The sequence below is a fragment of the Citrobacter sp. KTE30 genome, assembly GCF_000398825.1.
Lineage (GTDB): Bacteria > Pseudomonadota > Gammaproteobacteria > Enterobacterales > Enterobacteriaceae > Citrobacter > Citrobacter freundii.
Map to the genome: position 1 here is coordinate 866,929 of NZ_KB976055.1, position 16,310 is coordinate 883,238.

General features: G+C 52.1%; 13 protein-coding genes. 7 read left to right on the forward strand and 6 right to left on the reverse strand.

All coding sequences use genetic code 11. The features are described 5' to 3' along the window. Nucleotides 1-66 precede the first annotated feature (66 nt). The 4 genes from WC1_RS18735 to WC1_RS18720 form a co-directional block, all read right to left on the reverse strand. Nucleotides 67-1,098, reverse strand: a complete 1,032-nt coding sequence (locus WC1_RS18735; protein WP_003021397.1) for an ABC transporter substrate-binding protein — start codon at nt 1,096-1,098, stop codon at nt 67-69. Further along, on the reverse strand, nt 1,095-2,399 hold the full coding sequence (gene uhpC, locus WC1_RS18730; RefSeq protein WP_003021400.1) for an MFS transporter family glucose-6-phosphate receptor UhpC: 1,305 nt from the start codon (nt 2,397-2,399) through the stop codon (nt 1,095-1,097). The genes WC1_RS18735 and uhpC overlap by 4 nt, the downstream gene beginning before the upstream one ends. Before the next feature lie 85 nt (nt 2,400-2,484). Beyond that, nucleotides 2,485-4,026 carry an MASE1 domain-containing sensor histidine kinase gene (locus WC1_RS18725; protein WP_016149684.1) on the reverse strand — a complete coding sequence of 514 codons (1,542 nt, stop codon included), beginning with the start codon at nt 4,024-4,026 and terminating at the stop codon, nt 2,485-2,487. Beyond that, nucleotides 4,026-4,655, reverse strand: a complete 630-nt coding sequence (locus tag WC1_RS18720) for a response regulator transcription factor (RefSeq protein ID WP_003021406.1) — start codon at nt 4,653-4,655, stop codon at nt 4,026-4,028. The genes WC1_RS18725 and WC1_RS18720 overlap by 1 nt, the downstream gene beginning before the upstream one ends. Before the next feature lie 335 nt (nt 4,656-4,990). Here WC1_RS18720 and tauA point away from each other — a divergent pair, with 335 nt between their 5' ends. The 4 genes from tauA to tauD are packed head-to-tail and all read left to right on the forward strand — an operon-like array spanning nt 4,991 to nt 8,407. Continuing rightward, nucleotides 4,991-5,953 (forward strand): taurine ABC transporter substrate-binding protein, encoded by a 963-nt coding sequence (tauA, locus tag WC1_RS18715; protein WP_003021410.1) that lies wholly within the window; start codon nt 4,991-4,993, stop codon nt 5,951-5,953. Between the two features lie 14 nt (nt 5,954-5,967). Then, a complete protein-coding gene (tauB, locus tag WC1_RS18710) occupies nt 5,968-6,735 on the forward strand; it encodes a taurine ABC transporter ATP-binding subunit (protein ID WP_003838608.1) in 768 nt (255 codons plus the stop codon). Beyond that, a complete protein-coding gene (tauC, locus tag WC1_RS18705; RefSeq protein WP_003021414.1) occupies nt 6,732-7,562 on the forward strand; it encodes a taurine ABC transporter permease TauC in 831 nt (276 codons plus the stop codon). Before tauB ends, tauC begins: the two co-directional genes overlap by 4 nt. Next, a complete protein-coding gene (tauD, locus tag WC1_RS18700) occupies nt 7,559-8,407 on the forward strand; it encodes a taurine dioxygenase (protein WP_003021417.1) in 849 nt (282 codons plus the stop codon). The genes tauC and tauD overlap by 4 nt, the downstream gene beginning before the upstream one ends. Before the next feature lie 59 nt (nt 8,408-8,466). Here the strand turns inward: tauD and hemB are convergent, their stop codons facing one another. Then, nucleotides 8,467-9,441, reverse strand: coding sequence for a porphobilinogen synthase (gene hemB, locus WC1_RS18695; protein WP_003021420.1), 975 nt, complete (start codon nt 9,439-9,441; stop codon nt 8,467-8,469). A gap of 488 nt (nt 9,442-9,929) precedes the next feature. Between hemB and WC1_RS18690 the strand changes: the two genes are divergently transcribed. Next, a complete protein-coding gene (locus WC1_RS18690; protein WP_016149685.1) occupies nt 9,930-12,833 on the forward strand; it encodes an autotransporter outer membrane beta-barrel domain-containing protein in 2,904 nt (967 codons plus the stop codon). A gap of 89 nt (nt 12,834-12,922) precedes the next feature. Beyond that, a complete protein-coding gene (gene iprA, locus WC1_RS18685; protein ID WP_003847633.1) occupies nt 12,923-13,546 on the forward strand; it encodes a hydrogen peroxide resistance inhibitor IprA in 624 nt (207 codons plus the stop codon). A 1-nt stretch (nt 13,547) separates the two neighbouring features. Here the strand turns inward: iprA and ampH are convergent, their stop codons facing one another. Next, entirely contained in the window at nt 13,548-14,705 is a 1,158-nt protein-coding gene (gene ampH / locus WC1_RS18680) for a D-alanyl-D-alanine-carboxypeptidase/endopeptidase AmpH (RefSeq protein WP_003021428.1), read from the reverse strand. A 384-nt stretch (nt 14,706-15,089) separates the two neighbouring features. Between ampH and sbmA the strand changes: the two genes are divergently transcribed. Further along, nucleotides 15,090-16,310 (forward strand): peptide antibiotic transporter SbmA, encoded by a 1,221-nt coding sequence (gene sbmA / locus WC1_RS18675; protein WP_016149686.1) that lies wholly within the window; start codon nt 15,090-15,092, stop codon nt 16,308-16,310.

Sequence of the window (16,310 nt, forward strand, 5' to 3'; positions counted from 1 at the left end):
GGTTCCGGTATTCCAGGCCGGATGCGGTATTTACGCCGCACCCGGCAAATGATCGCCGATGTAGGCTTATTTACCCATCTTCACTTCGCTGACCCACTTATTGATCAACGCTTTACGCACGTCGGTCGAGCCGTACTTATCCATGTCGTAATTGATAAGTTTCAGGTCGTCGAGCTTCAGCGAGTTAGGAGACGTCTCGGCGGTGGTGTTGGTCAGGATCTGATAGGACTTACCTTTCTTCCACGCCAGTTCCTGGGCATCTTTTGACAGTACCCAGTCAACGAACAGTTTGGCGTTATCGAGGTTGCGCGCGCCTTTCAGAATGCTAACGCCGCCGATCTCATAGCCAGTACCTTCGCACGGTGAAATTAGCTCCAGCGGTGCGCCCTGTTCTTTTTCCAGCGAGTAGTCGTGCAGGAAGCCAATGCCAATCGCCGTTTCGCCACGGGCGGCGTTACGCGCTGGGGCAATGCCTGATTTAGTGTATTGAGAGACGTTGGCGTTGAGCTGTTTCAGGTAGTCAAAGGCCTGATCTTCACCCCACAACTGGGCAAAAGTCGCCAGCGCGGTATAGGCGGTACCGGAGCTTTGCGGGTCAGCAATCTGGATTTCACCTTTGTATTCCGGTTTGGTCAGATCCTTCCAGCATTTTGGCACCGGCAGGTTTTTCTCTTTCAGGCGCTGGGTATTGACGCCAAAGCCCAGAATACCGACGTAAACCGCCGAGGAGAGATTGCCTTTCACCTTCGCGGGATCGCGGAATTTCTCCATGATCTGTTCGAGATTGGGTGATTTATACGGCTGCAGCAGGCCCATTTCCCCGGCCTGGGACTGCGGATCCAGCGTACCGCCGTACCAGACATCCGCCTGTGGATTTTTCTTCTCGGCATCCACTTTCGCCAGCGTACTGCCCGAACCGTTGCGAATGAATGAGGTTTTCACATCATATTTTTCACCGAAGGCTTTGGTTTCGGTTTCGCACATCTCGTTAGTGGCGCTGCAATACACCACCAGACGGCCCTGCGCCTGAGCTGCGTTGCTGAAGGCTGCCAGCGTCAGAGCGGAGGCAATTAGTGTAGAGGTAAGCGTCAGTTTCATTGTTTTATCCTTTGACTGAGAGAAGGGGTAATGCCTGCAATGAGCAGTGGCATCAGCAATAAACCCATAAAGACAGCGGCGACCGAGAGCAAACTGAACATTCCCGACCAGCCGTAGTGTTCTATGACCAGCGACAGCGGCCAACCCGCCAGCGCGGCCCCCAGATAGGCAAACAGCCCGAGAAAACCGGTAATTGAACCTGCTGCCGCTTTGTGTCCGCACTCCACTGCCGCGAGGCCAATTAGCATCTGTGGGCCAAACACAAAAAAGCCCACCGTAAAGAAACACATTGCCAGTAGCGCGTAGTGGTGCACCGGCGCCAGCCACAGCGCGGCGACGGAGACCATCAGCCCCAGCGTGAACAGCAAAATCATCGGCGCACGCTGACCGCTGAACAGCAGATCCGAGCCCCATCCGGCAAACAGCGCCCCCAGCAAACCGCCAACTTCAAACAGCATCACCGTGGCATTGGCGCTGAGCAGATTCACGCCGTGGCTTTCCGTCAGCCAGATGTTGCCCCAGTCGTTGAGCGCAATGCGGATCAAATAGACCAATACATACGACACGCCGAGCAGCCAGATCATCGGGTTTTTCAGCATGGTGGTACGTAACATTTGCCACAGCCCCATCGGCGGACTTTGCTGTTCCTGACGCAGCTCCAGCGGGTCATGCCGCCATTCCCCAACCGTCGGTAATCCCTCTTCCCGGGGCGTGCCTTTCAGTTGCAGAGTGAGCCAAATGCCTAACGCCATGCTGATAATCCCCGGTGCCAGCATCGCTGCCTGCCAGCCCCACCAGTGGGCGGCAAAGGCGCTAATCAGCGGGATAACTGCCCCACCAATGTTGATCGACATATTCCAGCAGCCCCACCAGAATCCGCGTTCGTTGCGCGAGTACCAGTGGGTCAGTAGTCGGGCGCAGGGCGGCCAGCCCCAGCCCTGAAAAAATCCGTTCAGCGTCCAGACCACCAGCAGTAGCGTCAGCGATTCACCAAAGGCGAACAGCACATTCAAAACACCGGTGGCGAAAAGGCCAATGCCCATAAATGCGCGTTGTCCATGGCTGTCGTGCCACAGTCCGGCGGTAAATTTCGACAGGCCATAGGTCAGGTAAAACAGCGACCCCAGCAGGCCGATATCGCCTTTATCCAGACCCAGGTCCGTTTGTAGCGCCGGGAGGACGTAGTTGACACTTTTACGCGTCAGATAAAACGCGGCATAGCCAATGACCATACACATCAGCAGCCGAGGGCGTAGCGCCCGGTATTGTTGATCTGTTTCGCTGGCTGAGCGTGTATGCATGGCAGTCTCCGTTTGTGCTGACTATAGGAAAGTGAAAGCAAAAGGGGATGAGAGAAAGTCCAGAGTGGCTAAGACTTTTTCCTGGTTAGCGGCTGATTTGTTGCAAATTTGTGGGCAGGTTAACAATTACCCGTGTGCCGTTGTTTGATTCGATCGTCAGTTCACCGCCAAGGGCGCTCACCCGCTCACGCATTCCCTGGATACCGAAACCGGGAATTTTTTCCGGCAGAATACCCACGCCATTGTCAGCGACGTCCAGAAACAAGCTATGTTCCTGCTGGCGCAGCGTAATCGACACATCGCTGGCATCGGCATGTTTACAGACGTTATTGAGTAACTCCTGCAACAGGCGATACAGCGTGAAGCGCACCGTTTCGTTTTCTGGCGTATTCTCTAGCTGATAATCAAAGCGACAGCGAATACCCCGTTCAGCAAAAGCAAATTCATTCACCAGATGATGTAGTGCATCTTTAAAAGACAGTTCATCGAGCGCGGGTGGGCGCAGCTGGCGCAACAGCTGGCGGGTGGAGTGGTGAATACGCCGGGCCAGGTCGTTGATCTGATTTGCCGCCTCAAGCGTTTGCTCGCGACCCGGTGCGCGTTTGACCAGTTGTGATTGAATTTGAATGGCGGTGATGTTCTGACCAATCTCGTCGTGCAGTTCCCGCGCCAGGCTTTTGCGCGTGTTTTCTTCGGTGCGGATCAGCTGTTCGGTCAGCGCGCGACGCGCCGCCAGTTCAGTTTCCAGACGCTGGCGATAATGGTGCAGGTTTTGCGCCAGATGCTGCTGGCGGCTGATGGCGATCCCCAGCCCTATGCCGAGCAGCGCCTGGGTGGCGAGGAAAATCTCCAGCTCCAGTAAATTACTGAACCCGACGCCGATTTGCCGGGCGATGGTGATCATCATACTGCCGAGTAATCCGGACAACACGCCGCCCTGCCAGCCAAATTTCCACGCCATCACCACATTCGGTAAGAACACCACGATCAGCAACAGGCGCTCGATCTCCGGCGACAACACCATCTGGGTGCCGATGCCAATAATAAAAAACAGGCTGCACCAGATGATAAGCGAGGTGCGCAGCGGGGGATTGGTGGTATCCAATCCGAGCAAATGATAGCGGTGCTGCTGGCGCAAAAATTCATAGATCAGATAGACAAACGGCGTCAGCAGCACGCCGCCGGTAAACGACGCCAGGCCAATTAACGTTGCCGGACTTTGGATAAACGGTGAAAGTAGGGCGGTATTGAGCAATGAGGTGAGCGTCACCGCGGCCAGCAGCAGCGTTAAGCGCTGCCAGTAAAGGGGGAAGCGGTGCCAGTATGACTGGCCGATGCTCGCCGGAATCAGGCTAATTAACGGCGCAGCCAGCAGGATATAGCCATTCAATAATTGCTCACTGTGCAGCCAGAACAACATCAGCACCGGCGGCAATACCAGCGCGGGCCAGTAACGGCGAGAAAGCAGGATGAGCAGCGCGAGATAGACGCCGTGTGGCAGGAACAGCGCCGCCTGCTGGCCGTTGTGGGTCAGGTAAAACCCCAGCGTCCACAGCATCAACCAGCCCGATCCCCAGGCCAGCAGAATAAACAGAGAAATAACCCAATGCCGAAGGCTACGCGACATTAATGCCCCGTTAATAGCTGGTGGTCGAGGGCAAAATGCACCAGATCGATGGTGCTGTGGCATTGCAGTTTGCCCAGCACGTTCGCCCGATGAACGTGCACCGTCTTGTGGCTGAGGTCGAGCTTGAAGGCGATCTCTTTTACGCTGTCGCCTTTGACCAACAGCTCAAACACTTCGCGCTCGCGTGGGGTCAGTACTTCCAGTACCTGCGCGGGCTGTTCGCCGCCGCGTAGCGCCCGCAGCGCATCGGCGCACAGGTAATGCCCGCCCATACCGACCGATCGTACCGCCTGCACCAGCTCCTCTGGTCCGCAGCGTTTGGTCAGGTAGCCACTGGCGCCGGCATCCAGCGCACTTTGCACAAACGTGGGTGAGTCATAGATGCTGAGAATGATGGCGCGAAAACCGGGCTTCTGTGCCCGCAGTCGTTTTAACAGGCTCAGACCATTTTCATCCGGCATGGCGATATCCATCACCGCAACGTTGACGTCATCATGCAGAAGTGCAGGCCAGGCCTCCGCTGCGCTGCTGTACTGACCGGTAACGTTGAGATCGTCTTCGAGACTGAGTAATTGCGCAAAGCCGGAACGCACCACCACATGGTCATCCACCAGCACAACATGAATCATGATTTTACTCTCTTGCCTGATAATGGCGTCTATGATGCCGGTCAGCGCCGCGCTGGCAATCATCCAGGTGTAGTTATGTAACGAATGTAACAAAATCGCAATAATTTGCCGGGTGTTGTAGGCCGGATAAGGCGCTTGCGCCGCCATCCGGCAACAGTGCCTGATGGCGCTGCGCTTATCAGGCCTACGAATTCCATCTGTAATGAGCAAAATCGCTAACTATTGCCGCTTTTTTTCTAAAAACGCTTTGTTCTTAGCCAGAATTTTTAATTCCTTTATCAAATTGTGCCGCAACGAAATACTGCCTCCATAACAAGACAGGGGAGCAGACAATCATGGCTATTTCATCGCGTAACGCACTTCTCGGTGCACTGGCATTCATCGCATTTCAGGCGCAGGCGGTGAACGTAACCGTCGCTTATCAGACCTCCGCCGAACCCGCCAAAGTGGCGCAGGCGGATAATACTTTTGCCAAAGAGAGCGGCGCTACCGTTGACTGGCGCAAATTCGACAGCGGCGCGAGCATCGTCCGGGCGCTAGCCTCCGGCGACGTGCAGATCGGTAATCTTGGCTCCAGCCCGCTGGCGGTCGCCGCCAGTCAGCAAGTACCCATTGAAGTTTTTCTGCTGGCGTCAAAGCTTGGTAACTCCGAGGCACTAGTGGTGAAGAAAAACATCAGTAAACCGGAAGATTTGATTGGCAAACGCATTGCGGTGCCGTTTATCTCCACCACCCATTACAGCCTGCTGGCGGCGTTGAAACACTGGGGGATTAAACCCGGTCAGGTGGAGATTGTGAACCTGCAACCACCTGCGATTATTGCCGCATGGCAGCGCGGGGATATTGACGGCGCGTACGTCTGGGCTCCTGCGGTCAATGCGCTGGAAAAAGACGGCAAGGTGTTAACCGACTCATCGCAGGTTGGTGAGTGGGGCGCACCGACGCTGGACGTGTGGGTGGTACGCAAAGATTTTGCAGAGAAGCATCCTGAGGTGGTGAAAGCCTTTGCCAAAAGCGCTATCGATGCGCAGCAACCTTATATCGCTAATCCCGATGAGTGGCTGAAGCAGCCGGAGAATATCAGCAAATTGTCGCGTTTAAGCGGCGTGCCGGAAGCGGATGTGCCGGGACTGGTGAAAGGTAACACTTACCTGACGCCGCAACAGCAGACTGCCGAACTGACCGGACCGGTGAACAAAGCCATTATCGACACCGCGCAGTTCCTCAAAGAGCAGGGCAAAGTCCCCGCTGTTGCGACGGATTACAGCCAGTATGTGACCGATCGCTTCGTGCAATAAATAAGGAGGCGCTGATGCTGCAAATCTCTCATCTTGCCGCCAGCTACGGTGGAAAACCGGCGCTGGAGGATATCAACCTGACGCTCGATAGCGGTGAGCTGCTGGTGGTACTCGGACCTTCCGGTTGCGGGAAAACCACATTGTTAAATCTGATTGCCGGATTTGTGCCGTATCAGCATGGCAGCATCACGCTGGCGGGTAACAGGGTTGATGGTCCGGGGGCAGATCGCGGGGTCGTGTTCCAGAATGAAGGTCTGCTGCCCTGGCGTAACGTGCAGGACAACGTGGCTTTTGGTCTGCAGCTGGCGGGGGTGGATAAACCACAGCGTCAGCGTATTGCCCTGGAGATGTTGCAGAAAGTCGGGCTGGAGGACGCGGGCAAACGCTTTATCTGGCAGCTTTCCGGTGGACAGCGGCAGCGCGTCGGAATTGCGCGGGCGCTGGCGGCCAATCCACAGTTGTTGTTGCTGGATGAACCTTTTGGCGCGCTCGACGCCTTTACTCGTGAGCAGATGCAAACCCTGCTGCTGAAGCTGTGGCATGAGACTGGCAAACAGGTGCTGTTGATTACGCACGATATTGAAGAAGCGGTGTTTATGGCGACAGAGCTGGTATTGCTGTCGCCAGGCCCTGGCCGGGTACTGGAGCGTCTGCCGCTGAATTTCGCCCGTCGCTTTGTGGCTGGAGAGTCGAGTCGCAGCATTAAGTCCGATCCGCAGTTTATCGCCATGCGCGAGTACGTGTTAGGTCGAGTCTTTGAACAACGGGAGGCATTTTCATGAGCGTGGTGATTAATGATAAACCCCGTCGCCAGCGCGCGCTCAACTGGCGCTGGCCGTTCTCGCGGCAGATTACCTTAAGCCTTGGTACGTTGGCCGTCATTTTGGCGTTGTGGTGGACGGTGGCGGCGCTGCAGTTAGTCAGTCCGCTGTTTTTACCGCCACCGGGACAGGTTTTACAAAAGCTGATCGTTATTGCCGGTCCGCAGGGATTTATGGACGCCACGCTGTGGCAGCATCTGGCGGCGAGTCTGACACGTATTGTTATCGCGCTGCTGGCGGCGGTGCTGCTGGGCGTTCCGGTTGGAATCGCTATGGGGCTGAGTCCGACGATGCGCGGCATTCTCGATCCGATCATTGAGCTGTATCGTCCGGTTCCGCCCCTGGCCTATCTACCGCTGATGGTCATTTGGTTTGGCATCGGTGAAACGTCCAAGATCTTGCTTATCTATCTGGCGATTTTTGCCCCTGTAGCGATGTCGGCGCTGGCGGGAGTGAAAAGTGCGCAGCAGGTGAGAGTGCGCGCCGCGCAATCGCTGGGAGCCAGCCGTGCGCAGGTGCTGTGGTTTGTTATTTTGCCGGGGGCATTACCTGAGATCCTCACCGGATTACGTATCGGACTTGGGGTGGGCTGGTCGACGCTGGTGGCGGCAGAGCTGATTGCCGCCACGCGAGGCTTAGGATTTATGGTCCAGTCTGCCGGTGAGTTTCTGGCAACGGATGTGGTGCTGGCGGGGATCGCGGTGATTGCCGTTATCGCGTTTATTTTAGAACTGGGTCTGCGCGCGCTTCAGCGCCGTCTGACGCCCTGGCATGGAGAAGTACAATGAGTGAACGTCTGAGCATAACCCCGCTGGGGCCGTATATTGGCGCACAAATTTCCGGTGCGGATTTGGCGCGTCCGCTGAGCGATAATCAGTTTGAACAGCTTTATCACGCGGTATTGCGCCACCAGGTGGTGTTTCTGCGCGAACAGGTGATTACGCCGCAACAACAGCGGGCGCTGGCGCTGCGTTTTGGCGATCTGCATATTCACCCGGTCTATCCGCATGCCGAAGGAGTCGAAGAAATTATCGTGCTGGATACCCATAACGATAATCCGCCGGATAACGACAACTGGCACACCGATGTCACCTTTATCGACACGCCGCCTGCCGGGGCGATTTTAGCGGCGAAAGAGCTGCCATCAACCGGGGGCGACACCTTGTGGACTAGTGGGATTGCCGCTTATGAAGCATTGTCTGAGCCGTTCCGTCAGTTGCTGAGTGGCCTGCGGGCAGAGCATGATTTCCGTAAATCATTTCAGGAATATAAATATCGCAAGACCCCAGAGGAGCACCTGCGCTGGCTGGAGGCCGTCGCTAAACATCCACCGTTGCTGCATCCGGTGGTGCGCACGCATCCGGTGAGCGGGAAGCAGGCGCTGTTCGTGAATGAAGGATTTACCACACGAATTGTTGATGTCACGGAAAAAGAGAGCGAGGCGTTACTGAGCTTTTTGTTCGCGCATATCACCAAACCGGAGTTTCAGGTGCGCTGGCGCTGGCAGCCCAACGATGTGGCGATTTGGGATAATCGCGTGACGCAGCATTATGCGAATGCGGATTATCTGCCGCAGCGGCGCATTATGCATCGGGCAACGATTCTGGGAGATAAGCCGTTTTATCGGGCGTGATGATTACCGGAGACGCTTCACTTGCCGGGCCTACGACCTGTAGGCCCGGTTAGGCGTTATTAACGCAGAATTTTTTTCTCAGCCAGATCCAGTGCGAAGTAGCTGAAGATCAGATCCGCGCCAGCGCGTTTGATCGACCCTAAACTTTCCAGCACCACTTTCTCTTCATCTATAGCCCCCGCCAGCGCCGCGAATTTGATCATCGCGTATTCACCGCTGACCTGATAAGCGCCAATCGGCAGCTCGGTGCGCTCGCGGATATCACGCAGAATATCGAGGTACGCGCCAGCCGGTTTGACCATCAGGCAGTCTGCGCCCTGGGCTTCATCCAGAAGCGATTCGCGAATCGCTTCCCGACGGTTCATCGGGTTCATCTGATAGGTTTTACGATCGCCTTTCAGCGCGGTGCCCGCGGCTTCACGGAATGGGCCGTAAAAAGATGAGGCAAACTTAGTGGAGTAGGACATGATAGCGGTATCGGTGAAGCCCGCGGCGTCCAGCGCCTGGCGAATCGCCTGTACCTGACCATCCATTGCGGCGGAAGGCGCGATGAAGTCCGCACCCGCTGCGGCGGCAACCACCGCCTGCTTGCCGAGGTTGGTAAGGGTTAAATCGTTATCCACGCCGTGATCGCATAACACGCCGCAGTGGCCGTGTGAGGTGTATTCGCAGAAGCAGGTGTCGGACATGACGATCATTTCCGGCACGGTCTGTTTGCAGATACGCGACATGCGCGCCACCAGGCCGTCTTCTTTCCAGGCATCGCTACCGGTGTCATCCGTATGGTGGGAAATGCCGAAAGTCATCACCGAGCGGATGCCAGCATTAGCAATGCGTTCAATTTCGCGCGCCAGGTGCTTCTCTGGAATACGCATCACGCCTGGCATGGCGTCGATAGCTTTGTAATCGTCGAGTTCTTCTTCAACAAAGATCGGCAACACCAGGTCATTTAAGCTGAGTGTTGTCTCTTCAAACATAGCGCGCAGCGCGGGAGATTTGCGCAGGCGGCGAGGGCGTTGGATTAGGTCTGTCATGGTATGCCTGATGTTTGTGGAATCGAAGGCCGTAGTATACCCGAACCTGAGGGCGTGTGGTTTACGAAAGTTGGCGTTATATCTGGATTTACTGTAACGAAGGGATGAATCATTAGCGCAATTTATTCATATTCATTATTTTGTTTATTGTTTTTTTATTATTTTAAATATCTATGCGTTTGCTTTTATAGCGTGGTGTATAGATTGTGTTTATTTATTGTCTATTTATTTGTTTGCGTTCTGATTCATTAGTGAATTATATGCTTTGAATGTTGGCTCTCTTTTAATTGATTGAAACTATTGGTTTTTATATTTCTTAAATGGCGTGGCTTGAATTTATTACGTTGTCCGGTTTCGGACAACGGGCAAAGAATAATTGAACCTTTCCTTAATGAAACCGCATAATCGTCCCTGCGAAACATAAAATGTTTTCTTTGCATTGATAATTGATGGATCAACTATATTACGTCCCTGAGGAGGGATGACAAATGCACACTTGGAAAAAGAAACTCGTAGTCTCACAATTAGCATTAGCCTGCACTCTGGCAATCACTTCTCAGGCGAATGCTTCTACTTACGATACCTGGACCTACTACGACAATCCAACTACGGCCCTGAACTGGGACAATATGGATGCAGCCGGAACTGTAGATGGTAACTACGTGAATTATAGTGGCTTTGTTTACTATAATAATGCGGCTGGTGATTTTGATCAGTCTTTTAACGGCGATACCGTTAACGGCACGATTTCTACTTATTATCTGAATCATGACTACACTGATGGCGCAGTGAATCAGCTGAATATCAGTAACTCTGTTATTCATGGTTCAATTACATCTATGTTGCCAAGCGGTTACTACGATCGTTTTGATGTTGATGGCAATGGCTTTGGTGGATATGAATTTAACAACACTACCGTTGTTGACGGAAACTGGTATGACGGTGATATTTTCACTCTGAATATTGCTAATTCCACCATTGATGATGATTATGAAGCGTTGTATTTCACCGATTCTTATTTATCTGTTGATGTGACTAAATATACCAATGAAACGTTTGATACCAGCGAAGGTGTTGCGGTTAATCTTGATGTAGAAAGCAATATCAATATTTCCAACAACTCACGTGTTGCTGGCATTGCTCTGTCTCAAGGGAATACTTACAACAACACCTATACGACGGAATCCCATACCTGGGATAACAACATCAACGTCTACAACTCTACTGTAACTTCTGGTTCAGATTCCATTCTGGAATCGAATACTGCCTTCTTTGGTAATTCCAATGAGCCAAGTGATTACACTGGTCCGGGCGATGTTGCATTGTCTTTCACCGATAGCTCTTCTTCAGACTATGCAATGAAAAACAATGTGTACTTCAGCAATTCAACGCTGATTGGTGATGTTGCATTTACCAGTAACTGGAATGCCAATTTTGACACTATTGGTCATGATTCCAACGGTGACGGTGTGGCGGATACCAACCTTGGTTGGGCTGACGATAGCCTGAATGTCGATGAACTGAACCTGACTCTTGATAATGGTAGTAAGTGGGTTGGCCAGGCTACTTTCGATGCTGAGACTATCTACCCAGCAAATATGTTTGATGTTGCAACCAATAGCCTGACTCCGGGTGGAACCGCTGAAGCCAATGGTTGGGGACGTGTTGTTGATAATAAAGTCTTCCAGAGCGGTGTGTTCAACGTAGCGCTGAACAACGGTTCTGAGTGGGATACCGTTGGGGATTCATTAGTTGATACTCTGACTGTGAACAATGGTTCTCAGGTTAACGTCTCTGATTCAATGCTGACTTCAGATACTATTGATTTAACCAATAGCTCTTCATTGAATATTGGTGAAGGTGGTCAAGTTGATACAGATCATCTGACAATTAACAGCTATAGTACTGTGAATTTGACCGAGTCCACTGGATGGGCGACGGGTTCTAACTTGTATGCCAATACCATCACTGTAACTAATGGTGGTGTGTTGGATGTTAATGTTGATCAATTTGATACTGAAGTATTCAACACCGATAAACTGGAACTGACCAGCGGCAATTATGCTGATAACAGCAACCATGTTGTTTCTGGTGTATTCAACATCCACAGCAGCGACTATGTTCTGAATGCCGATCTGGTGAACGATCGTACCTGGGATACCACTCAGGCTAACTACGGTTACGGTACTATCGCAATGAACTCTGACGGTCACCTGACCGTTAACGGTAACGGCGATATCAACAATGGCGACGAACTGGATAACAGCTCTGTTGACAACGTTGTTGCGGCATCCGGTAACTACAAAGTGCGTGTCGACAATGCGACCGGCGCTGGCTCCGTTGCTGATTACAAAGGCAAAGAGCTGATCTACGTTAACGATGTGAATACCACTGCCACCTTCTCTGCAGCCAACAAAGCTGACCTCGGTGCTTACACCTATCAGGCACAGCAGCAGGGTAACACCGTTGTTCTGCAGCAGATGGAACTGACAGACTACGCGAACATGGCGCTGAGCATCCCGTCTGCTAACACCAATATCTGGAACCTGGAACAAGACACCGTTGGTACTCGTCTGACTAACGCACGTCATGGTCTGGTTGATAACGGTGGTGCATGGGTAAGCTACTTCGGTGGTAGCTTCGATGCAGATAACGGCACCATTAACTACGATCAGGATGTTAACGGCATCATGGTTGGTGTTGATTCCAAAATTGATGGTAACAACGCTAAGTGGATTGTCGGTGCTGCAGCAGGCTTCGCGAAAGGTGATATGAGCGACCGTACCGGTCAGGTGGATCAGGATAGCCAGACTGCCTACATCTACTCTTCTGCTCGCTTTGACAACAACATCTTTGTTGACGGTAACTTAAGCTACTCCCACTTCAACAACGATCTGTCTGCCAACATGAGCAACGGTCAGTATGTTGATGGCAGCACCTCTTCTGATGCCTGGGGCTTTGGCTTGAAACTGGGTTATGACCTGAAGCTGGGTGACGCAGGCTACGTAACGCCATACGGCAGCGTATCCGGTCTGTTCCAGTCTGGTGATGATTATAAGCTGAGCAACGACATGAAAGTTGACGGTCAGTCTTATGACAGCATGCGCTATGAACTCGGTGTAGATGCAGGTTATACCTTCGCCTACAGCGAAGATCAGGCGCTGACCCCGTACTTCAAACTGGCCTACGTTTACGACGACTCTAACAACGATTCTGACGTAAACGGCGATTCTATCGACAACGGTGTAGAAGGTTCTGCGGTACGTGTTGGACTGGGTACTCAGTTCAGCTTTACCAAAAACTTCAGCGCCTACACCGATGCTAACTACCTCGGTGGTGGTGATGTAGATCAAGACTGGTCTGCAAATGTTGGCGTTAAATATACCTGGTAAGACATCTCTCGTTGTTAAAGAAAAGATAATCTAACTCAGAAAAATGCCCGTCACGGATTTGACGGGCATTTATTGCAAGGAATGCCCAGATGTTGTCTGCAAATAAACCGCTTGTGGAATTTGGTAAGCTTGATAAATGTTTGTCGAAATATGGCAAACACTTTGAGTGTGATAACGATAAAGAAATAATTTATTCCAGTGATATAAACAGTGACGATACCTTTATCATTTTAAATGGTGTAATTTCCCTGAGGCGAGGGGAGAATGTGCTGGTCGGTATTGCACAGGCACCGTTTATTATGGGGCTTTCAGATGGCGTGATGAAAACAGATATACAATACAGATTAATCACGGAAAGCGATTGTACGGGATACCATCTACCTGCCTCACAAACAATTAATATAATTGAAGAGTGCCAGCTTTGGCGTGAAGCTTTTTGTTGGTTGGCATGGCAAAATTCCATGCTTGAATTGCGAGATCTGCAGTTGATCGGCAATAACTCCTACGATCAGATTCGCGCGACGCTGATATCCATGATGAAATGGGACGACGTACTGCGTTCGCGTATCGGCGTCATGAACTATATTCACCAACGCACGCGAATTTCCCGCTCGGTTGTCGCTGAGGTTCTCGCGGCTTTGCGTAAAGGTGGTTACATTGAAATGAATAAAGGCAAACTGGTGAGCATTAACCGTTTGCCTTTTGAGTATTAACTCAGGATGCGGGAATAACCTGCGGTTTGTTCCCGCTCAACTCTGCAACCAGATCGTTGATACCGTCACTCATATTGGTAAAACGGGTTAGCGGAGAACGGGTCACCACGATAAACGCACCGACGTTTTGTTGTGGGATCATCGCCATATAGGTGATGAAACCACCGCCGCCGCCGGTTTTTTGAATAATTCCCGGTCGGCCATTCTTCGGCGCCATGTAGACCCAGCCCAAACCAAGCGCATCGGCTCTGCCTGGAACATCCATTCCCACCACTTTAGTTAACTGCGTACGCTGATAAATCAGCGTCTGCATCCGGTCGGCCTGCTGGCTACGATGATAAAAGTCAGAAGAGAGATACTGCTGCATCCAGCGCATCATATCGCCGGGCGTAGAATAGACACCGCCGCTGCCCATTGCCGCCAGCGTATTGTTACAGGGGCTGGCGCCTTTTTCCGCGACCATCAGGCGTCGGCATTGATCGGGGGACGGGGTAAAGGTGGTGTCTTTCATCCCCAGCGGACGGGTGATTTTTTCTTCAAACAGCTGCGGATAAGGCTTACCAGAGGCCGCTCCCAGCGCATCGGCCAGCAGGTCAAACGCCAGGTTGGAATAAGATGCCTGTGAACCCGGTGCGGCTTTCAACGTGGCAGTAGAGAGATAGCTCCAGCGCTGCTCGCGGGTTGGCCAGACAAACACCGGGCGCTTTGCCGCGCCGCCAGGCTGTTCGCGCGGCAGCGCGCTGGTATGCGTCGCCAAATTCACCAGCGTAATCGGCGTGCCCTGATAAGTCGGCACGCGTGCACCTGGAGGTGCATATTTACTCAATGGATCGTTGAGTTTGACCGTGCCCTGATCGAGCAATTTCACCAGCATTTCGCTGGTCATTAATTTAGTGATTGAGGCAATTCGAATCACGGAATCAAGCTGTGGATGGACGTTGTTACCGGGACGCGTTTCGCCAAAGCTGCGAAATACGCGCTGATTACCATCAATCACCACGAGCGCCATCCCCGTAGCACCACTGCCGTAAAATATATGGTCGGCATAACGATCGACGATATCGGAGGCGAAAACCGGATCGGTTATAGGCTGTGCCGCCTGGACTGATGTCAATGACGCCGCACACAGCGCGGCAGAAAAAAGCAGACTACGTTTCAACGGTGGTGTCCATGAGTTAGAGAAAGTGAAAAAGGATGTCGTGCGTATGCGTATTTATACTACTCATCGGCGTATTGCAAAGCGCTTATCAACCAATGATAGTGGGAAAAACGTAACGATGAGTAAACGTAGGAGTTTCCTGGATTGCGGATGTTCGCTTTTGTGATCTTACGCTGTGATAATCTGCACATACTGGAACGTTGTCGAGTGTGAAAACCACAGAAACAATTCTTCATAACCGAGGTGCGAACTAAGTGCCTCGGTTTTGGTCACAATTGTCGGTTTCAGCTTGTGTTTTTGGGCGTAAGCCGTCTGGCCTCCGCACTCCACGGTGGCAAATGCACAGCAGTCGTCATAACGATAAGAAGTTAGCAGGAGAGCACTATGTTTAAGTCTTTTTTCCCAAAGCCGGGGCCGTTCTTTATTTCGGCATTTATTTGGGCACTTGTCGCCGTTGTATTCTGGCAAGCAGGTGGGGGAGCCTGGGTTGCACATATTACCGGCGCGTCGGGAGACGTACCTATTAGCGCAGCGCGTTTCTGGTCGTTGGATTATCTGATTTTTTATGCGTACTACATTCTTTGTGTCGGGGTGTTCGCGCTGTTCTGGTTTCTCTACAGCCCACACCGCTGGCAGTACTGGTCTATTCTGGGCACATCGCTGATTATTTTTGTGACCTGGTTTCTGGTTGAAGTTGGCGTCGCTGTCAACGCCTGGTACGCGCCATTCTACGATTTGATCCAAAAGGCTCTGAGTTCACCTCATAAAGTGACCATGGGGCAATTTTACACAGAGACGGGCGTATTTCTGGGGATCGGTGTGATTGCGGTGATTGTCAGTGTATTGAACTACTTTTTTGTCAGTCACTATGTGTTCCGCTGGCGTACCGCGATGAATGAACACTACATGGCTAACTGGCAGCATCTGCGTCATATCGAAGGTGCGGCACAGCGTGTACAGGAAGACACTATGAGATTTGCGTCGACCCTGGAAAGTATGGGCGTGAGTTTCATTAACGCGATAATGACATTAATCGCTTTTTTGCCGATTTTGGTAAAACTTTCTGCGCATGTGCCCGAACTGCCGGTTGTTGGGCATGTTCCTTATGGCCTGGTGATTGCCGCAATTGTCTGGTCGCTGATGGGAACCGGCTTGCTGGCGGTCGTTGGGATCAAACTTCCGGGATTGGAGTTTAAAAACCAGCGTGTGGAAGCTGCCTATCGTAAAGAACTGGTATACGGTGAAGATGACGCTAATCGTGCGACACCGCCGACGGTGCGTGAGCTGTTTCATGCGGTGCGGCAAAACTATTTCCGTCTCTATTTCCACTATATGTATTTTAATATCGCCCGTGTTCTTTACCTGCAGGTTGATAACGTTTTCGGCTTGTTCCTGCTGTTTCCGTCGATTGTTGCCGGTACGATTACGCTCGGCCTGATGACGCAAATCACCAACGTGTTTGGCCAGGTGCGCGGCTCGTTCCAGTATCTGATTAACTCCTGGACAACGTTAGTGGAACTGATGTCTATTTATAAGCGTCTGCGCAGCTTTGAACGAGAGCTTGATGGTCAGGATATTCAGGAAGTTACCCATACACTGAGTTAA